Source organism: Bradyrhizobium sp. MOS002, assembly GCF_003020115.1.
GTDB lineage: Bacteria > Pseudomonadota > Alphaproteobacteria > Rhizobiales > Xanthobacteraceae > Bradyrhizobium.
In genome coordinates this window covers 512502-531799 of sequence record NZ_PYFX01000003.1, presented here as the reverse complement: position 1 = coordinate 531799, position 19298 = coordinate 512502, and the positions used below count along the sequence as shown (strand labels likewise).

The 19298-nt window shown below is 64.7% G+C and carries 18 protein-coding genes; 4 read left to right on the top strand and 14 right to left on the bottom strand.

Features of this window, described 5'->3' with window-relative positions:
- Nucleotides 1-28: 28 nt before the first annotated feature.
- The 5 genes from C7G41_RS11215 to C7G41_RS11195 are packed head-to-tail and all read right to left on the bottom strand — an operon-like array spanning nt 29 to nt 4785.
- Nucleotides 29-1252, bottom strand: a complete 1224-nt coding sequence (locus C7G41_RS11215) for a bifunctional alpha/beta hydrolase/OsmC family protein (protein WP_106942612.1) — start codon at nt 1250-1252, stop codon at nt 29-31.
- A gap of 25 nt (nt 1253-1277) precedes the next feature.
- Nucleotides 1278-1937, bottom strand: a complete 660-nt coding sequence (locus tag C7G41_RS11210) for a sulfite oxidase-like oxidoreductase (RefSeq protein ID WP_106942611.1) — start codon at nt 1935-1937, stop codon at nt 1278-1280.
- Nucleotides 1938-1940: 3 nt separating this feature from the next.
- The gene (locus tag C7G41_RS11205) at nt 1941-3263 is read right to left on the bottom strand and encodes an MFS transporter (protein WP_106942610.1); all 1323 of its coding nucleotides are present in this window, start codon (nt 3261-3263) and stop codon (nt 1941-1943) included.
- Nucleotides 3264-3295: 32 nt separating this feature from the next.
- The gene (locus C7G41_RS11200; RefSeq protein WP_106942609.1) at nt 3296-4519 is read right to left on the bottom strand and encodes a cytochrome P450; all 1224 of its coding nucleotides are present in this window, start codon (nt 4517-4519) and stop codon (nt 3296-3298) included.
- A 56-nt stretch (nt 4520-4575) separates the two neighbouring features.
- Nucleotides 4576-4785, bottom strand: a complete 210-nt coding sequence (locus tag C7G41_RS11195) for a ferredoxin (RefSeq protein ID WP_106942608.1) — start codon at nt 4783-4785, stop codon at nt 4576-4578.
- 135 nt (nt 4786-4920) lie between these two features.
- Here C7G41_RS11195 and C7G41_RS11190 point away from each other — a divergent pair, with 135 nt between their 5' ends.
- Nucleotides 4921-5568 carry a TetR/AcrR family transcriptional regulator gene (locus C7G41_RS11190; protein WP_106942607.1) on the top strand — a complete coding sequence of 216 codons (648 nt, stop codon included), beginning with the start codon at nt 4921-4923 and terminating at the stop codon, nt 5566-5568.
- Here the strand turns inward: C7G41_RS11190 and C7G41_RS11185 are convergent.
- From C7G41_RS11185 to C7G41_RS11170, 4 genes are all read right to left on the bottom strand, one after another.
- Nucleotides 5565-6215: an aspartate/glutamate racemase family protein gene (locus tag C7G41_RS11185; RefSeq protein WP_106942606.1), complete on the bottom strand. Its 651-nt coding sequence runs from the start codon at nt 6213-6215 to the stop codon at nt 5565-5567. The two genes, C7G41_RS11190 and C7G41_RS11185, sit on opposite strands and share 4 nt — an antisense overlap.
- Nucleotides 6216-6363: 148 nt before the next feature.
- Nucleotides 6364-7377, bottom strand: coding sequence for an amino acid ABC transporter substrate-binding protein (locus C7G41_RS11180; protein WP_106942605.1), 1014 nt, complete (start codon nt 7375-7377; stop codon nt 6364-6366).
- 12 nt (nt 7378-7389) lie between these two features.
- Entirely contained in the window at nt 7390-8739 is a 1350-nt protein-coding gene (locus tag C7G41_RS11175) for an aspartate aminotransferase family protein (RefSeq protein WP_106942604.1), read from the bottom strand.
- A 3-nt stretch (nt 8740-8742) separates the two neighbouring features.
- Nucleotides 8743-9615 carry a MurR/RpiR family transcriptional regulator gene (locus C7G41_RS11170; RefSeq protein ID WP_106942603.1) on the bottom strand — a complete coding sequence of 291 codons (873 nt, stop codon included), beginning with the start codon at nt 9613-9615 and terminating at the stop codon, nt 8743-8745.
- Nucleotides 9616-9701: 86 nt separating this feature from the next.
- Between C7G41_RS11170 and C7G41_RS11165 the strand changes: the two genes are divergently transcribed.
- Both C7G41_RS11165 and C7G41_RS11160 read left to right on the top strand, forming a co-directional pair.
- Nucleotides 9702-10889 (top strand): amino acid ABC transporter permease, encoded by a 1188-nt coding sequence (locus C7G41_RS11165; RefSeq protein ID WP_106942602.1) that lies wholly within the window; start codon nt 9702-9704, stop codon nt 10887-10889.
- A 2-nt stretch (nt 10890-10891) separates the two neighbouring features.
- A complete protein-coding gene (locus C7G41_RS11160; protein WP_106942601.1) occupies nt 10892-11998 on the top strand; it encodes an amino acid ABC transporter permease in 1107 nt (368 codons plus the stop codon).
- Between the two features lie 175 nt (nt 11999-12173).
- Here the strand turns inward: C7G41_RS11160 and C7G41_RS11155 are convergent, their stop codons facing one another.
- The gene (locus tag C7G41_RS11155; RefSeq protein ID WP_106942600.1) at nt 12174-13592 is read right to left on the bottom strand and encodes an amidase; all 1419 of its coding nucleotides are present in this window, start codon (nt 13590-13592) and stop codon (nt 12174-12176) included.
- A gap of 154 nt (nt 13593-13746) precedes the next feature.
- A complete protein-coding gene (locus tag C7G41_RS11150) occupies nt 13747-14523 on the bottom strand; it encodes an SDR family oxidoreductase (protein ID WP_106942599.1) in 777 nt (258 codons plus the stop codon).
- A 157-nt stretch (nt 14524-14680) separates the two neighbouring features.
- Here C7G41_RS11150 and C7G41_RS11145 point away from each other — a divergent pair, with 157 nt between their 5' ends.
- The gene (locus tag C7G41_RS11145; protein WP_106942598.1) at nt 14681-15754 is read left to right on the top strand and encodes a tartrate dehydrogenase; all 1074 of its coding nucleotides are present in this window, start codon (nt 14681-14683) and stop codon (nt 15752-15754) included.
- A 167-nt stretch (nt 15755-15921) separates the two neighbouring features.
- On the opposite strand, the gene C7G41_RS11140 is transcribed toward C7G41_RS11145, so the two are convergent.
- The 3 genes from C7G41_RS11140 to C7G41_RS11130 are packed head-to-tail and all read right to left on the bottom strand — an operon-like array spanning nt 15922 to nt 19181.
- The gene (locus C7G41_RS11140) at nt 15922-16995 is read right to left on the bottom strand and encodes a malate/lactate/ureidoglycolate dehydrogenase (RefSeq protein WP_106942597.1); all 1074 of its coding nucleotides are present in this window, start codon (nt 16993-16995) and stop codon (nt 15922-15924) included.
- A gap of 11 nt (nt 16996-17006) precedes the next feature.
- Complete coding sequence (locus C7G41_RS11135; RefSeq protein WP_106942596.1) at nt 17007-17918, bottom strand: NAD(P)-dependent oxidoreductase; 912 nt, start codon at nt 17916-17918, stop codon at nt 17007-17009.
- A 12-nt stretch (nt 17919-17930) separates the two neighbouring features.
- Nucleotides 17931-19181 (bottom strand): Zn-dependent hydrolase, encoded by a 1251-nt coding sequence (locus tag C7G41_RS11130; protein ID WP_106942595.1) that lies wholly within the window; start codon nt 19179-19181, stop codon nt 17931-17933.
- Nucleotides 19182-19298: the final 117 nt, after the last annotated feature.

The window sequence follows — 19298 nt, the reverse complement described above, 5'->3', positions numbered from 1 at the left end:
CAATCAGAAATGCTCTGGCGCAAGCGCGCTACTCCACAGCCTTGGTCACGATGCGGATTTCCGAGGTCAGCGTCCGGTGCACCGGGCACTTGTCGGCGATCTCCATCAATTTCTTGCGTTGCTCGGGATCGAGCGCGCCGTCCATCGCGATGTCACGCTCGATCTGGTCGAGCATGCCATCGCGCGTCTCGCACTCCGCGCAGTCTTTTGCGTAGATCTTGGAATGCTTCAGCGTGACGGTGACACGATCGAGCGGCAGCGACTTGCGGTCGGCATAGAGGCGCATGGTCATCGAGGTGCAGGCCCCGAGGCCAGCGAGCAGGAGATCGTAGGGACCAGGGCCGGCATCCTCGCCGCCGGCAGCGACCGGCTCGTCCGCGATGAGCTGATGCGGACCGACGGAGATGGCCTGGTTGAACTTGCTCTTGCGGGTCTCCCGCACCACGACCTGGCGCGGCGCCTCAGGGAGATCCGTTGCTTTCGCTGGTTTGGCCATGTCGATGTAGCGGCTCGTCCAGGCCGCGATCATTTCGGCTGCGTAGAACGCGTCGGCCGGCTTGGTCAGGAGATGATCGGCATGATCGAGCGAAACGAAGCTCTTGGGATGCCTGGCGGAGACGAAGAGCTTCGTCGCATTGTCGATGCCGACGGTATCGTCGACCGGAGAATGCATCACCAACAGTGCCTTGTGCAGGCCGGTGACGTCCTTCATCAGCTCGTGCTCGGCGACGTCGTCGAGGAATTCGCGCTTGATCCGGAACGGGCGTCCCGCGAGCGAGACTTCGAGCTCACCTTGGGTGCGAATGTCGTCGAGATGCTCTTTGAACAGGCCGGTGACGTGGGCGGGATCGGATGGGGCCGCAATGGTCACAACCGCCTTGGCTTCCGGGATTTGTCCTGCTGCCGCAAGGATCGCGGCGCCGCCAAGGCTGTGACCGATCAGAATCGACGGCGCCTTGCGGACGCTACGCAGATGATCGGCGGCGCGCACGAGATCGGCCACATTGGAGGAAAACGTCGAATTGGCGAAATCCCCCTCGCTGGAGCCGAGTCCGGTGAAATCGAAGCGCAGCACCGCGATGCCCTTGGCTGCCAGCGCGACCGAGATGCGTTTGGCGGCCAGCGTGTCCTTGCCGCAGGTGAAGCAATGCGCGAACAGCGCGAAGGCCCCGGGCTCGCCATCGGGTAGCTCCAGCGCGGCCGAAAGTTGATGTCCGCCTTCGCCGGTGAATTGAAAGCGCTCTGTGGGCATCGGCTTCCCCCGTTGTTGCTAGAACCTAATCGTCCGAATAGCGCTGCTCTGCCCAGGGATCGCCGCGATTATGATAACCGCGGACTTCCCAAAAGCCCGGTGCGTCCTCGGTCAGGAACTCGATGGCCTGGAGCCATTTGGCGCTCTTCCAGAAATACAGATGCGGCACGACCAGCCGCACCGGGCCGCCATGTTCGGCCGACAATGGCTCACCGGACCAGCTATGGGCGAGCAATGCGTCCTCGGCGGCAAAGTCGTCCAGCGCGAGGTTGGTGGTGTAGCCGTCATGGGAATGCAGCACGACGAAGCGCGCATCCTCGCGCGGCTGGCAGGCTGCGAGCAGTTCGCGCGTAGCGAGCCCCTCCCACTCGTTGTTGTAGCGCGACCAGGTGGTGACGCAATGGATGTCTGAGGTGAACCGCACCTGCTTCTGGGCGGCGAACTCGGCAAAGGTCCAGAACACGGGGGTCTCGATCGCGCCGTAGACGTCGAGCCGCCAGCGCTCGCGCGAAACCGGCGGCACGACCCCGAGATCGAGCACCGGCCAGTCTTTTGTCAGATGCTGGCCGGGCGGCAGGCGCTGATCTTCCGGGCGCGTGATCTTGCCGGTCAAAAAGCGGCCCTCGCGCGCCCATTTTTCCTTGGTGCGCGTCAGCTTGCTGTCGGTTGGCGTCTCGTCGGCCATGGGCTACTCGTGGCGATGCATCGCGGAGGCGTGCTTGGTGTCGCGCATGGTGGAATAGATGATCAGCGACAGGCAGATGATACCAGCGAGATAGTAGTAGAACCACTCTTCATGCCCGATGCTCTTGAAATAGAGCGCGATCGCCGGCGCCGTGCCGCCGAACAGCGAGACGGTGATCGCGTAGGGCAGGCCGACGCCCAAGGCGCGGACATTGGTCGGGAACAGCTCGGCCTTCACCACGGCGTTGATCGAGGTGTAGCCGGCGACGAACAGCCAGGCAGCGCAGATCAGGATGAACGCGATGAAGGGCGACTTGGTCTCCTTCAACGTCATCAGCAGCGGCACGGTTGCGAGCGTGCCGGCGACGCCGAAGAAGATCAGCAGCGGCTTGCGGCCGATCTTGTCGGAGATGGCGCCATAGATCGGCTGCAGGATGGTCGCGAAGATCAGCGTACCGAAGATCACGAAAGTGGTCTGGTCCTCCGTCAACCCCACCGAGAGCTTGACGAAGGTCTGCATGTAGGTGGTGAAGGTGTAGAACGCCGCAGTGCCGCCCGCGGTCAGGCCGACCACCAGAAGCAACTCGCGGGGATAGCGCAGCAAATTGGTGAGCGAGCCCGTCGGCTTCACCACCTTCTTGGCTTCTTCGAAGGCCTCGGTCTCGTGCAAGCTGCGTCGCATCACCGCGGCAAAGATCGCGAGCGCCGCACCGATCGCAAACGGGATGCGCCAGCCCCAGGCTCTCAGCTCCTCCGGCGTGAGGAAGATTTTTTGCAGAAGTAGCAGCACGATGATCGCGGTGAGCTGGCCGCCGATCAGGGTGACGTATTGGAAACTCGAATAGAAGCCGCGGTGCTTGGGGTCGGCGACTTCGCTGAGGTAGGTGGCGCTGGCGCCGTATTCGCCGCCGAGACTCAAGCCTTCGATGACGCGGGCGAGCGCCAGGATCACCGGCGCGGCGAAGCCGATCGTGGCGTAGGTCGGCGTCAACGCGATGATCAGCGAGCCGAAGCACATGAAGACGACCGACAGCGTCAGCGAGATGCGCCGCCCGTAATGATCGGCGATATAGCCGAACAGCCAGCCGCCCAGGGGCCGCATCAGGAAGGTCGCCGCGAATACGACGGCGACATTCAATTGCTGGACGACAGGGTCGCTGCCGGGAAAGAAGGCGGGAGCGAAATAGAGCGCGAACGCGGTGTAGGCGTAGAAGTCATACCACTCGACCAGATTGCCGATCGAGCCGATGAAGATCGCCTTGATCCGGCGCTTGGCGTCGGCGACGTCGATGTGGTCGGAGGCGGGTTGGGTTATTTGCGCAGTCACGTCCGGCCTTCCGTATCGCTGTTTGGAGAGGTCTACATCGCCTTTCCAAGCAAAAATGGCAACTGGCGGGGGCCTCTGACGGTTCCCTGCGACCAGGTCACTGCGCCCGCCGGATCGAGGGCGAAGTCCGGAATTCGCCTCAGCCATTCCTCCAGCGCAACCTGCATCTCCATGCGCGCAAGGTTCGAGCCGACGCAGCGGTGGATGCCGAGGCCGAAGGCGGCGTGGCGGTTCTCGCGGCGGTCAATCACGACCTTGTCAGCATCCGGAAACATTTTCGGGTCACGGTTGGCCGCCGGGAAGGACAGCAGCACCATGTTGCCGGCCTTGACCGGGCAGCCGGAAATCGTGGTCTCCTTGACCACTTCGCGCGCCATCGTCACCGGCGAATAGGCGCGCAGCAGTTCTTCTACCGCGGTCGGGATCAGCCCGGGCTCGGCGACCAGGCGCTCGCGGTCGGCGGGCGTCCGGGCAAGGTGCCAGAGCGAGGAGCCGATCGCGCTCCAGGTGGTGTCGATGCCGGCGATCAGGAGCAGGCGCAGCGAGCCCAGCACATGCGAATCCTCGAGCGGATTGCCGTCCTTGTCCCTGGCATTCATCAGGTAGGAAATGAGGTCGTCGGTCGGCTTGTTCTTGCGCGCCTCGATATGGGCACTGAAATAGACGGTCATCTCCTGCACCGCCTGGAGCAGCGTGTTTTCGTCCTTGATGCCAAGTTCCAGGATCATGTGGATCCAGCGGATGAAGAGATCGCTGTCTGTCTCGGGGATGCCGAGCATGTGGGCGATCGCGCGAACCGGAATGTGCTTGGTGTAGCGCTCTGCCGCGTCCAGTCGGTCTTCAGCGATGAAGCCGTCGATCAACTCGTTGCAGATCGCGCGCACCCGCGGCTCCAGCTTCTTCATCGCGTCGGGCGTGAACGGCGGCAGCAGCAATTGCTTGGCTGGCTTGTGCACCGGCGGATCGGACGTGATCGGCGGGGCGGCGTTTCTGCTGGTGATCTCCGGCCGAACATCGCGGACGATGATGCGACGCGAGGAGAAATGCTCGCTGTCGTTGGCGATCTCGCGCACCGCATCATAGGTCGTCGGCATATAGCAGCCGAGAAAACGTTCGGTGTGCACGACCGGGCTTGCGGCGCGCAGCTCGTCCCAGATCGGGAAGGGATCTTCCGTCCATTGCGGATCGGTGTGGTCGAAATCATGGACCCAGTCGGTCACGGGCGGATGGGCGGCGGGCTGGCTGATGTCGGACATCTCGAAATCCCTTAGGGCTCGTGTTCTCGGAAGGCACGCGGGGCGCGGCGGCTGCGCTACTCCTCGATCACGTCGATTGCGATTTCCGGACAATTGGATTTGGCGAGCCAGGCCTTGTCTTCGAGGCCGCTTGGCACGGTGCCGTCACCGGCTTCGTGGGCGTTGCCGTATTCGTCCAGCTCGAACAGCTCCGGCGCCAGCGCCTTGCAGCGCGCGTGCCCCTGGCATTTGTCCGGATCGACGTGAACCCTCAGTCGCTTTGTCATGGCGGCTTCCTCGGTCGTATGCGCTCCGACCCGAAGGCGGCGCGCGCTCCCATCTCAGTTTTTGTTCAAGTTATAGACTATTACATTCGCGGCGGGCTTCCCCTGTCAAGCGCAAACTTATACGCTCTGCGCAACATGCGTTCACAATTTGCTCGCAAGCCCGAGAACACCTACCACCATGGCGATCTCCGCGACGCCTTGATCAAGGCCGCGCTGCGCGAAGCCGAGCAGGGCGGAACGGAGGCGATCAGCATCAAGGCGCTGGCAAAGCAGCTGGGCGTCTCGCAGCCGGCGCCGTACCGGCATTTTGCCGACCGTGATGCGCTGCTAACGGCGGTGACGGCGGAGGCGTTCCGGCAGCTTAGTGCACTCCTGCGCGAGGCGATGGCGAAGCCTTCGAAGCAATCGAAACTGTCGCGGCTGGCGCAGGCGACGCTCGACTTCGGCCTGCGCCGCAATGGCATCTATCGCCTGATGTTCGCATCCCGAACCGTGTCATGCGCGGCCAAGGGCAGCGAGCTGCACGAGGCCACACGCGAGACATTTGGGCTCGTGATCGAAGCGCTGGAAGCGCCGGCGGTCGGCTTCTTGCGCGAGCGGCAAGCGCTCAAGATCTGGGCGGCGGTGCACGGCGTGGTGATGCTGGCCGAGCAGGGACTGTTCACCGGCGAGGCGGCCCATGCCACGCGCGAAGACCTGGTCGAGGATTTTGTCAACGAAACGAAGGCCGCGCTTGCGGCGGCGATCAAGGGCGCGCGGCGCCGGAAAAAGGCCGGCACTTAGGCCCTCGCCGCCAGCAGCTTCATCAGCTTCTCGACCGCGCTGTCAGGCGTGGTCACGACAGGGCGGCCGGTGGCTTCTGCCACGAGAGACGCCGTCCCCGCGATGCTGAACTGCGCGAGCGCGACGACGTCGCAATCGCGCAAATCGCGTGAGGCTTCCACGATCAGCCGGTCATGCGTAGCGCGGTCGCCGCGGTCGAGCGCGGCCAGCGCGCCTTCGGCAAGTTTCGGTACGATCTGGACGGAGGCCGGAAATTCCGGCGGCATCGAGGCCAGGGTCGGCGCGAAAGTCGAGAGCAGGCCGATGCGCTGGCCCATCGTCACCGCCCGTTCGATCATGGCTTCGTTCGGCTTGAGCACCGGCATCGGCGCATGCGCGCGCGCAACCGCCTCGATGCAGGGACCGAAGGCCGAGCAGGTGAACAGGATCGCATCCGCGCCTGTCGCCGCGGCGTAGTGGCCGAGCGCAAGAAAGCGCTTGGTCATGGCATCATTGAGCTTGCCGTCACGCGCCAGATCCGCCGAAAGGCTGTCATCGAGCAGGTTCATCAGCCGCGCTTCCGGCCACGCCTTCGCGAACGCAGCTTCGATCGGGGCGATGGAATGCTTGAGGGCGTGGATCAGGGCGATGCGAGGAGACGTCGTCATTGAACGTTACTACCTGGTAGGTCTCGTGCCCCGGACGCGGCGCAATGCGTAGTATTGCGCTGCAGAGCCGGGGCCCGTTGTGGCCGCTGGGTCCCGGCTCTGCGCAGCAGCGTTGCACGCTGCAGCGCGTCCGGGACGCGAGAGACGTTTACTTGAACGGCACCGCGTACATCAAGCCGCCCTTGCTCCAGAGACCGTTGAGGCCGCGGTCGAGCTTGAGCGGGCTCGCCTTGCCGACATTGCGCTCGTAGATCTCGCCGTAATTGCCGGTGGCCTTGATGACCGTGACCAGCCATTTGTTGTCGAGCCCGAGCCGCGAGCCGAGATCGCCGGAGGCACCGAGCAGGCGCTGGATCGCGGGCGTCTGCGACTTCGCCATCTCGTCGACATTGCCTTGGGTGACGCCGAGCTCTTCGGCCTCGATCAAGCCGTAATGCAGCCAGGTGATGATGTCGCTCCAGACCTCGTCGCCATTGCGGGTGAAGGGGCCGAGCGGCTCCTTGCTGATGGTCTGCGGCAGCACGACGTACTCGGCCGCGTTCGGCGCCGCGGTCGTCACGGCGCCTGCGAGCGCGGAAGCGTCCTGGGTCATGGCATCGCAACGCCCGCCGAAGAAGGTCTGGTACATGGTGTCGACGCGGTCGAACACCAGCGGCTTCCAGTCGATGCCGTTGGCGCGGCCGTAGTCGCCGAGCGTGACCTCATGCGTGGTGCCCTGCGCGACGCAGACGGTGGCGCCCTTGAGGTCCTTGATCTCCTTCACGCCGAGCTCTTTCTTCACCACGAAGCCCTGCCCGTCGTAGAAGTTGATTGGACCCTGCCGCAGGCCCAGCGTGACGCCGCGCAGATAGGTCTGCGTCGAGTTGCGGTAGAGCACGTCGATCTCGCCGGACTGGAGCGCGGTGAAGCGGTTCTGCGCGGTCAGCGAGACGTAACGCACCTTGCTGGCATCGCCGAGCACGCCGGCGGCGAGCGCGCGGCAATAGTCGACGTCGAGACCCTTGTAGTTGCCTTGCGAATCCGGCGCGGAGAAGCCGGCAAAACCGGCGCTGACGCCGCATATCAGCGTGCCGCGGCTCTTCACCGTGTCGAGTGTTGCCGCCGACGCGACGACTGTCGATGCCGCGAGGACACTCGCTGCGATAACCACTTTCCTCATCATGTGACTTTCCCCTCAGTGATTGACACTACGCAATACGTTGTCGACGGCCGTGCCGAGCTTGTCGACGATCAAGTCGATCTCGTCCGGCGAAGCGATATAGGGCGGCGCCAGCAGCACATGGTCGCCACGGACGCCGTCCACGGTGCCGCCGCCGGGATAGCAGCCGAGACCGTTGGCGAAGGCCTCCGCCTTGATCTTCTGGTTCAGCTTCAGCGCGGGATCGAACGAGGTCCGGCTGGCGCGATCGGCGACGAGCTCGATCGCCCAGAACAGGCCGCGGCCCCTGATGTCGCCGACATGACGGTGATTGCCGAAGCGCTCGGTGAGCCGCTGCTCGAGCTGCTTGCCGCGCTCCTTGACCCGCTCGAGCAGGCCGTCTTCGCGGATCACGTCCTGCACCGCGAGCGCAGCAGCGCAGGCGAGCGGATGCGCCAGATAGGTGTGGCCGTGCAGGAAGGCGCCCGATCCGGCGCGGATGGCGTCGATGATCTTGCCACTGGTGAGCATTGCACCGATCGGCTGGTAGCCGCCGCCGAGGCCCTTTGCGATCGCCTGGATGTCGGGCGCCACGCCTTCCTGCTCCCATGCATGCGTGGTGCCGGTCCGGCCCATGCCGCACATGACCTCGTCGAGGATGAGCAGGGCGCCGTGTCGGTCGCAGATCTCGCGCACCGCCCTGAAATAACCGTCCGGTGCGGTGACGGCGCCGGCGGTCGCGCCGACGACGGGTTCGGCGAGGAACGCCGCGACGGTGTCGGGGCCAAGCCGCTGAAACTCGACTTCGAGCTCAGTGGCGAGCCGCGCCACGAACTGCGCGTCCGATTCACCATCGTGCTTCTCGTGGTAGGCGAAGGCCGGGGTCACGTGGCTGAAGGCGTCGGAGAGCAGCGGCGCATAGGGCGCACGGCGCCAGGCATTGCCGCCGGCGGCCAGCGCGCCCAGCGTGTTGCCGTGATAGCTCTGGCGCCGGGCGATGAAATGCTGCCGCTGCGGCTCGCCGCGTTCGATGAAATATTGCCGGGCGATCTTGATGCTGGCTTCGATCGCTTCCGATCCGCCGCTGACGAAATAGGCGTAGGCGAGGCCACCGGGCTCGTGGCCGACCAGCGTCTCGGCAAGCGCCTCCGCCGGCTCGGACGTGAAGAAGGCCGTGTGGGCGTACGCCAACGTCGAGGCCTGCTTCGTCATCGCCGCGATGACGCGCGGATGCTGGTGGCCAAGGCAAGAGACCGCCGCGCCGCCGGAGGCGTCGATCACGCGGCGTCCGTCCTCGGCAAAGAGATAGACGCCTTCGCCGCCGATCGCCTTCGGCGGCGTTTCGCGCAGCGAGCGATGCAGCACGCGGCTGGTGCGAGCGGCCATGGGTCAACCTTTCTCTGAAACGTAAGTTGAAGCCGCGGCCAGCCGCGCCTCGGTATTCTCGAGGCGCTTCTTCGCGGCCGTGCCACCGAGCGAAAACGTCACGGCGGCGAGCGATTGCGCGATCGCAATTGCGCCGGTGAGGCTGGGGAAAAAGCCGGGAGAGGAGGCCGCCTCGAACAGCAGCACGTGGTCCGCGCCTTCAGCCATCGGCGCCGAAGGGCTGTCGGCGATCGCGATCAGGGCCGCGCCGGCACGATAGGCGGCTTGCGCGACCCGGACGCTCGCATGGGTGTAGGGCATGAAGCCGATGACGATGACGGCTTCGCCGGGCCGGAACGCGCCGAGGTCGAGATCGTCGGGGCCGGACGCGCCGACGAGTTGCACCTGTTCGGGACGAAACAGCCGGAGTTCGTAGTTCAGCAGCTCAGCGACGCTGCGGCAGCTTCGGTAGCCGGTGATCCAGATTCGCTTGGCGTCGTGGAGCGCGCGCGCCGCCTCCGCAATCGGCTGGGCCGGGATGCGCGGAAGGCCGGCGGCCTCGGCCTCGAGCTTTTCGGTGACCAGCGCGACGTCGGCGTTCGGGCCGTGGCGGCGGCTCTTGGCGCGGCCGGAGAAGGGCGCAATCTGCGAAGGCCGCCGCGCCTCCGTCAACGCCGCACGCAATTCCTCCCAGCCCGAATAGCCGATCGCCTTGGCAAGCCGCGTGAAGGCGGCGGGATCGGCGCCGGCAACCGCCGCGAGATCGCGCATCGAACGCGTGGTGGCGTCGTAATCGTTGGCCGCGACGAAGCGCCCGACCTGCTGCAACCGCATCGGAAGCGATGGCAATGCAATGCGCAGTTCGCTCAGCGGCGAGGATTTCGCGGGCTCGGCCATGAAACATTTGTTGCACGAAGTAGAGTTTGGTGCAACAGTTGACGTACGCCGCCGGAAATCGCCGTCTTGAGAAGGATTTTTGTGCTGTGACGTCAGACGCTCCGAGACCGCCGCCGCGCCGCCGCTTCTTCGGCGCTTTCGGACAACGCGAGCTGAAAGGCCTGTTCTGGCAGGCCCTGGTGGTCGGGATCGCAGTCGCGGTCATCGTCTTTCTCTGGTCCAACACGGTCACCAATCTCTCCGCGCGCCGCATCACGACCGGATTTGCCTTCCTCGGCCGTGAGGCCGGCATGCCCATCGCCGACAGCCTGCTCGCCTACAATCCAAGAGACTCATATCTCTGGGCCTTCGTCGTCGGTATCGCCAACACGCTGCGCGTCGCCGTGATCGGAATCGTGCTTGCAACCATCCTGGGCACGGTGATCGGCATCTCGCGGCTGTCGGCCAACTGGCTGCTGTCGCGGCTCGCCGCGGTCTATGTCGAAACGCTCCGCGACATCCCGCTGCTGCTCCAGCTCCTGTTCTGGTACGTGCTAATGCAAGCGCTGCCGGCCGCGCGCGCGGCATGGCGGCCGATCGAGGGCGTGTTCCTGTCCAATCGCGGGTTGATCCTGCCGGCGATTCCAATCGGGACGCCGCAGCTTTGGGTGCTCGGCACGGCAGTGCTCGGGCTTGTGGTGTTCTACGTCATCCGGCGGAGGCTCATCGCGCAGCAAATGCGCGACGGCCAGCCGCGGCCGGCCTGGCCTTTTGTGCTCGGGTTGCTCGTTGTGCTGCCTGCGGCGGTGTCCGTGCTGCTCGGCGTGCCCTGGACGATCGAATGGCCTGAGTTGCGCGGCTTCAACTTCGTTGGCGGGCTGACGCTCGCGCCGGAATATTTCGCGCTGCTGATCGCGCTCGTCACCTACACCTCGGCCTTCATCGCCGAGATCGTGCGCAGCGGCATCCAGTCGGTGCCGCGCGGCCAGTGGGATGCCGCCAATGCGCTTGGCCTCCGCCGCAGCTTCATGCTGCGGCAGATCATCCTGCCACAGGCGCTGCGCGTCATCGTGCCGCCGATGACGAGCCAGTACCTCAACCTGACCAAGAACTCTTCGCTCGCGGTGGCGATCGGCTATCAGGACGTGGTCTCGATCGCCAACACGACGCTGAACCAGACCGGGCAGGCGATCGAGGCCATTGCCTTGATCATGGCGGTGTTTCTCACCATCAGCCTCGGCATCAGCTTCTTCATGAACTGGTACAATTCGCGCATCGCGCTGGTGGAGCGCTGACCATGACGGCGATCGCCGACATTCCGGAAGCACCGCGCGCCGCCCGCCGTCCGCAGATTGGCAACCCGGTGCTGCGCTGGCTGCGCACCAATTTGTTCTCGTCGATCCCGAACGGCATCGTCTCGGTCGTGTTGCTGGCGGTGCTCGCAAAAGCCATCTTCAGCTTCGCGCAATGGGGCATCGCCAACGCGGTCTGGCTCACCCCGGCGAACGATTCCAGTGCCTGCCGCGCGGTACGCGGTGTCGGTGCATGCTGGGCGATCATCCCCGAAAAATATCGTTTCATCCTGTTTGGCACCTATCCGTTCGACGAGCAGTGGCGGCCGGCGCTGGCGGTGCTGCTGTTCATCGCCCTGTTCTATCTCTCCAGCCGCCGCGCCTTATGGCGGCGCGAACTGGCCTATCTCTGGATCGGAGCGCTCGCGCTGATCAGCCTGCTGATGTGGGGCGGCTTACTCGGATTGTCGTTCGTCTCGCAGGACCGTTGGGGCGGCTTGCCGGTGACGCTGATCCTGGCGACCTTTGGTCTGGCTTTCGGCTTCCCGCTCGGCATCCTGGTCGCACTCGGCCGGCGCTCAAGACTGCCGGCGATCCGCTCGCTCAGCGTGCTCTATGTCGAGCTGATCCGTGGCGTGCCGCTGGTCAGTCTGCTGTTCATGGCGAGCGTGATGTTTCCGCTGTTCATGCCGAACGGGTTCAACATCGACAAGCTCCTGCGCGCGCAGGTCGCGATCATTCTGTTCGCGGGTGCCTATCTTGCCGAAGTCATTCGCGGCGGCCTCCAGGCCGTGCCCCGCGGGCAATACGAGGCCGCCGACGCGCTCGGCCTGTCCTACTGGCGCAAGAACAGGCTGATCGTCCTGCCGCAGGCGATCCGTCACGTCATCCCGCCGCTGGTCAACACCTTCATCGCATTCTTCAAGGACACCAGCCTGGTCCTGATCATCGGCATCTTCGACCTGCTGACGACGGCCAAGACCGCGATCATCGATCCGGCGTGGCAGCAATTCTCCGTCGAAGTCTACATCTTCATCGCCGGCATCTATTTTGTCTTCTGCTTTGCGATGTCGCGGTATAGCCGGAGCCTGGAGGCGGCGAGCGAAAGGTGATGCTTCTTCACCTCGCCCCGCTTGCGGGGAGAGGTCGATCGCGAAGCGATCGGGTGAGGGGGAATCGCCGCGAGTTGAACTGCCACCGTCTTCGCGGAAGCAGCCCCTCACCCCAACCCTCTCCCCGCAAAAGCGGGGCGAGGGAGTCTACCGAGTGCGCTGCGCCCTCCGCGTCCTAGTTCTTCACCCGCGGATCAATCGGCGTCGTGCCGCGCACGCCCAGAATATCCTCTAGCGTCTTGGCGCCGGCGATCACCTGCGCATCCGCTCGCGGAGCTCCGACGACCTGCAGGCCGACCGGCAGTCCCGATGCGCTGAAGCCGCACGGCAGCGACAATGCGGGACAGCAGGCGAGCGTGATGGCATAGACGATGCCAAGCCATTCGACGTAATTGTCGAACCTCTTGCCCGCGCATTCGGCGACATAGCGGTGCTCGATCGGGAAGGGCGGCACGATCGTGGTCGGTACCAGCAGCAGATCGTAGCTCTTGAAGAACTCGATCGCGCGCGCGGTCATGCCGACGCGCTGCGCCTCGGCGCGTTCGAGCTGCTCGATCGTGAGCTTGAGGCCTTCCTCGATGTTCCAGATCACTTCGGGTTTGAGCAGGTCGCGCTTGGTGCGCAGCAGCTGCGCCTTGCTGATCGCGAAGTCGAACGCGCGCAGCACGTGGAAGCACTCGTGCGCCTCGCGCCAGTCCGGATGCGCGTCCTCGACGATGACGCCGGCTTCGGCAAAGCGTTCCGCCGCCTTCCGCGTGATCGCTTTGACTTCGGGATCGACCGGCGTGATGCCGAGGTCCGGCGAGTAGGCGATGCGCTTCGGTTTGCTGCCTGACTGCGCCGCCGAGAGAAACGACGTCAAGGGCGCCGGCAGCGACAGCGGGTCGGCTGCATAATCGCCGCTCATGGCATCCAGCAGCAGCGCGAGATCCTCGACGTTGCGGGCCATAGGGCCGACGACGCCGAGATTGCGGTCGATGGCCGCTTTCGGCGTGTGCGCGACGCGGCCGATGCTCGGCCGCATGCCGACGACGCCGCAGAACGCCGCGGGACTGCGCAAGGAGCCGCCCATGTCGGAGCCCTGCGCGAGCCAGGCCATGCCGGTCGCGAGCGCCACCGCCGCTCCACCCGAGGAGCCCGCGGCGGATTTGGATGTATCCCAGGGATTGAGGGTTGCGCCGAAGACCTCGTTGAACGTGTTGGCACCGGCGCCGAACTCCGGCGTGTTGGATTTGGCGTAGACGACCGCGCCGTTCCCTTCGAGGTTCTCCACCATGAGGTCGGACTGTTTGGGCACATTGTCCTTGAAGATCGGCGAGCCCTGGGTGTTCAGCACGCCAGCAACATCGGTCAGATCCTTGATCGGCAGCGGCAAGCCTGCGAGCAATCCGCGCGCCCCAGCCGGCTTCTGCATCAGCGCCTTTGCGCTATCCCGCGCGCGATCGAAGCACAGCGTCGGCAGCGCGTTGACCTTACCGTCAACCTCAGCGATGCGCTTCTCCAGCACATCCAGAAGCTCGAGCGGCGAGACATCGCCGGAGCGGAGCTTGTCGACGACGGCGCAGGCGGTTTCGCGGATCAGGTCTTGAGACAATTATTTTACTCCTGTGCTTATTCTAGGCTCCGTCATTGCGAGGAGCGAAGCGACGAAGCAATCCAGACTTTTGCCGCAGATACATTCCTGGATTGCTTCCGCCTTCGCTAAAGCTTCGGCGGACAAGTCGCTGCGCTCGCAATGACGAGGTTAACTAACCCCATCCCGCGCTGATGCCGCCGTCCACCGTGTAAATCACGCCGGACGTATAACCGGCGCGATCCGACGCCAGGAACGCCATGAGGTCGCCGATCTCGCGCGCATGCGCAGGCCTGCCGAGCGGCAGGCTTTTCTGGAATTCCTTGTAGCGGCTCTCGTCGCCGAACTGGTGCTTTGCCCGCGTCTTCAGCAGGGTGACGTGACGGTCGGTGCCAACAGGGCCGGGATTGATGCCGACCACGCGGATGTTGTCGGCGAGGCTCTTGCCTCCGAGCGCGCGGGTGAAGGCCATCAGCGCGGCATTGCCGGCGCTGCCGCAAATGTAGTTGGCGTCGAATTTCTCGCCGGCGGCGCCGATGTCGTTGACGATCACGCCGCCGCCCTTCGCCTTCATCTGCGCATAGATCATGCGCGTGAGGTTGATGTAGCCGAACACTTTCAATTCCCAGGCGTGCCGCCAGGTCGCCTCGTCGATCTTGTCGATGGAACCACCGGGAATGTCGCCGGCATTGTTGACGAGCACGTCGATGTCGGCGGCTTCCTTGGCCAGCCGCGCCAAATCCTCGTTCTTGCGCAAATCCACGATGCTCGTGGCGGCATCGATCTGGTGCGTCGAGCGCAAGCGCTCGGCCAGAGCCTTGAGCTGATCGCCGTTGCGGGCGGCGAGCAGGAGATGGCAGCCTTCCTCGGCAAAGGCCTCGGCGGCAGCTGCGCCTATGCCCTTGGACGCGCCCGTGATCAGGACGCGCTTGCCACGCAGATGCAGATCCATGGGAGTTACTCGCAGGAGAGGAACGGGAATAAAATCAGTAGGCCGTCGGCCGCGCCATGGTCAACATTGCAGTGCAGCGTTGCACTGCCGCCGCGTTTGGTCCATTGCAGTGCGGTCAAAAAGGCGGCGGCTGCCGGACCAATCAAGGACGTTTTCGATGAGCAAGAAACAATACCGGATCGCGGTCATTCCCGGCGACGGCATCGGCAAGGAAGTGATGCCCGAAGGTCTGCGCGTTCTGGAGACCGCGGCGAAGAAGCACGGCGTGTCCCTTCATTTCGATCATTTCGACTTCTCGTCCTGGGACTATTACGAGAAGCACGGCCAGATGATGCCGGACGACTGGAAGGATAAGATCGGCAAGCACGATGCCATCTATTTCGGCGCGGTCGGCTGGCCGGCCAAGATTCCGGACCACGTGTCGCTCTGGGGTTCGCTGATCAAATTCCGCCGCGAGTTCGACCAATATGTGAATTTGCGCCCGGTGCGGCTGATGCCGGGTGTGCCGTCGCCGCTGGCCAACCGCAAGCCCGGCGACATCGATTTCTGGGTGGTGCGCGAGAACACCGAAGGCGAATATTCCTCCGTCGGCGGCCGCATGTTCCCGGACACTGACCGTGAGTTCGTGACGCAGCAGACGGTGATGACCCGCATCGGCGTCGATCGCATCCTGAAGTTCGCATTCGAGCTCGCGCAGTCGCGGCCGAAGAAGCACCTGACCTCGGCGACCAAGTCGAACGGCATCTCCATCACCATGCCCTATTGGGACGAGCGCGTGGAGGCGATGGCGAAGAAGTATCCAGGCGTGAAGTGGGACAAGTATCACATCGACATCCTGACCGCGAACTTCGTGCTGCACCCGGATTGGTTCGACGTCGTGGTCGGCTCCAATTTGTTCGGCGACATCCTGTCCGATCTCGGCCCGGCCTGCACCGGCACCATCGGCATCGCGCCGTCAGGCAACATCAACCCCGAGGGCAATTTCCCGTCGGTGTTCGAGCCGGTGCACGGATCGGCGCCGGATATCGCGGGGCAGGGCATCGCCAATCCGATCGGCGCGATCTGGTCAGGCGCGATGATGCTCGAGCATCTCGGCGAGAAGGAAGCGGGCAAGTCGATCGTCGATGCGATCGAGCGCACGTTGGCAGAGCGCACGCTCCGCACCAAGGACCTCGGCGGCAATGCGGATACGACCGCCTGCGGCAGGGCAGTCGCTGAGATGGTGGATTAGGGCAGGCCACCAACCACGCGTCGTCCCGGCGAAGGCCGGGACCCATTACCCCAGGGAGGAGTTGCGGTACTCGCGGGTAACCGCGAGTCTTCGCCAAACCACTTCCTGTGGTTATGGGTCCCGGATCTGCGCTGCGCTTGTCCGGGACGACACCGGTTTATAATGGCTTAGCCCGCGATCTTCTCAATCGCCGCGTGATCCAGCCCGAACTTCTTCCCGGCCTCCAGAATCTCCTGCCAAGTGGTCGGATCGACCGGAATACCCTCAGCCAGGCGCTTCTTCTTCGTCTCGCGCTCGGGCTCGCCGGCGATCTTCACCTTGTCGACGCCGGCGGCGGGCGGTGAGCCGGTGTGCCAGGCGACGAAGCTCTCGACTTCGCGCGCGAGATTTTCACCGGTGCCGAGCTTCTCGGGGTCAATGATGATCGAGAGCATGCCGTTGAGGACGTTGTGCTTGCCGTCGGACGGGCCCTTCACCACCTGCCCGCCGGAGAGCGCGCCGCCGAGGATTTCGCACACCAGCGCGAGCCCCGAACCCTTGTGCTCGCCGAACGGCAGGATGGCGCCGTGCGGCGGGATCACGGTGTAGCGCGGGTTGGTGGTCGGCTTGCCCTCGTTGTCGATGATGGTGCCGGGCTCGAGCTCGACGCCCTTGTTGTGGGCGACGCGGGTCTTGCCCTGTGCGATCCTGCTGGTGGCGAAGTCGAGCACGATGGGGTCCTTGCCCGCGCGCGGGATGCCGACGCAGAACGGGTTGGTGCCGTGGCGTCCATCGCTGCCGCCCCAGGGCGCTACGATCGGGCGCGAGATCACGTTGACGAAGTGGATCGAGACCAGCCCATGGCCGATGCACTGCTCGGCCCAGTGGCCGATGCGGCCGATATGGTGCGAGTTCGAAAGGCCGACGAGGCACACGCCGTTGCGCTTGGCGCGCTCGGCCGCCAGCTCCATCGCTTCATGGCCGATCACCTGGCCGTACCCAGTGAGGCCGTCGAGGGTGAGCAGCGGACCGGTGTCGAGCACGATCTTGACGTGCTGGTTCACGGCGAGGCCGCCCGTGGTGACGCTCTGGACATAGCGCGGGATCATGCCGACGCCGTGGGAGTCGTGTCCCTTGAGGTTGGCCTCGACGAGGTTGGTCGATACGAGCTCGGCCTCGCGATCCGTGGAGCCGCCGGCCTTGACGATGGCACTGATGGCTTGGATGAGCGGCTGTGCCTTGATGGTGCGATAGTCGGCCATTGTTGTTGCTCTTATCCCTTCACGATGCGGCGGCAATGCTCCCACGCCGCATGAATGAGGTTCTCGCTCGCCTCGGGCGTGCGGAACGCAGAATGCGCCGACAACGTCACGTTCGGCAGTTTTGTCAGCGGATGATCGCCGGGCAATGGCTCGACATTGAACACGTCGAGGCCGGCATGGCGGATGTGGCCCGACTTCAGCGCGTCGATCATGGCGGCCTCGTCGACGACGGCGGCGCGGGCGGTATTGATGAGGATGACGCCTGGCTTCATCTTCGCGATCATCTCGCGGGTGATCATGCCGCGGGTCTCGTCGTTGAGCAGCAGATGCAGCGATACGACGTCTGCTCTCGCCAATACCGTGTCGAGATCGGCGAATTCCACGCCGGGATAGCTCTTCGGCGAGCGGTTCCAGGCAATCACCTTCATGCCGCTGCCCGAGGCAATGCGCGCGACTTCCGCGGCAATACCGCCGAATCCGATCAGGCCGAGCGTCTTGCCGGTGAGCTGCATGCCGTCTTCGCGCAGCCAGCTCCCGCCGCGCATTTCGCGGTCCATCATCGCGATGACACGGGCTGAAGCCCACATCAGCGCGATCGCGCATTCCGCGACCGCCGTGTCGCCATAGCCCTTGATCAGGTGCACGGAGATGCCGAGCTCAGCGAGCTCCTCCGGGTTCATGTAACTGCGTGCACCGGTGCCGAGGAACACGACATGCTTCAGTCCCGCGCACTTCTTCGCGACCTCGGTCGGCAGCGCGGTGTGGTCGACGATCGCGATCTCGGCGCCGTCGAGAATCTCAGGATATTGCTCGGGCTTGATGTCGGGATCCCTGTGAATCCGTACCTTGGGGTCGCCGGGCTTCTCCAGCCGCTCCATGATTACGGCCAAGGCTTCATTGGCGTCGACGAAAACTCCGCGCATGGCTCTCTCCGGTCAGGATGCGACGCCGGCGATCGCCAGCACTGTGTGCATGAGGACGTTGGTGCCCGCGGCGCAATCGGGCTGCGTGGCGTCCTCCAGCTCGTTATGGCTGATGCCGTCCTTGCAGGGCACGAACACCATTGCGGCCGGCATGATTGTGTTGAGGTTGCAGGCGTCGTGGCCGGCGCCGGAGGTGATGCGGCGAGAGGAGTAGCCGAGCGTCTTCGCCGCGTTCTCGACGGCCGCAATCAACTTGGGATCGAAATGCGTCGGCGGCTTGCGCCAGACGAGGTCGATCGTCACCTCGACCTTGCGGCGTGCGGCGATCTCGGCAATCGCGCTGCGAAGATCGCGATCGAGCGCATCCATGATCGCGCCATCCGCACTGCGGCAATCCATCGTGAAGGCGATCTCGCCGGGAATGACGTTGCGCGACGGGTTTGCGATCACGGCCTCGCCGATGGTGCCGACTGCCTTCGGCCCGTGCTTCCTCGCAATGGCCTCCATCGCCAGCACGATCTCGGACAGCGTCGCCAGCGCATCGCGCCGCAGCGGCATCGGCGTCGATCCGGCATGGCTCTCGAAGCCGGAAATCTTGCCGTCGTACCAGAGCACGCCCTGACCGGAATCGACCACGCCGATGGTCTTGCCTTCGGCTTCCAGGATCGGGCCCTGCTCGATGTGTAACTCGACGAAGCATCCGAGCTTCTGGAAGCCGACCGGCTTGTCGCCGCGATAGCCGATGCCGTCGAGCGCCTGGCCGACGGTGGTGCCATCGGCGTCCTTGCGCGACAGGATGTCGTCCGTGGTGAAGTCGCCGACATAGGCGGCGGAGGCCATCATCGCGGGAGCGAAGCGTGAGCCCTCTTCGTTGGTCCAGTTGACGACGCAGATCGGCGCCTCGGTTTCGATCCCGGCGTCGTTCAGCGTGCGGATCACTTCCAGCGCACCGAGCGTTCCCAGAATGCCGTCATACTTGCCGCCGGTGGGCTGCGTGTCGAGATGCGAGCCGATACCGACGGGCAGCTTCGACATGTCGCGTCCCTTGCGCAGGCCGAACTGCGAGCCGAGCGCATCAGTGTGCACCTCTAAGCCGGCATCCTCGCAGGCCTTGCGGAACCAGTCGCGCACCAGCTTGTCCTCCGCGCTCAGCGTCAGCCGCCGCACGCCGCCCTTGGCCGTCGCGCCGAACTGCGCGGTGTCGTGGATGGAGCCCCAGAGGCGGGCGGAATCGATTTGCAGATTGGTGGCGGCTCGGCTCATGCGGTCGGTCCATCTTAGCTGTCATTCCGGGGCTCGCGAAGCGAGAACCCGGAATCTCGAGATTCCGGGTTCGCTCTTCGAGCGCCCCGGAATGACGAAAGAAAATCCGGCGCCTGT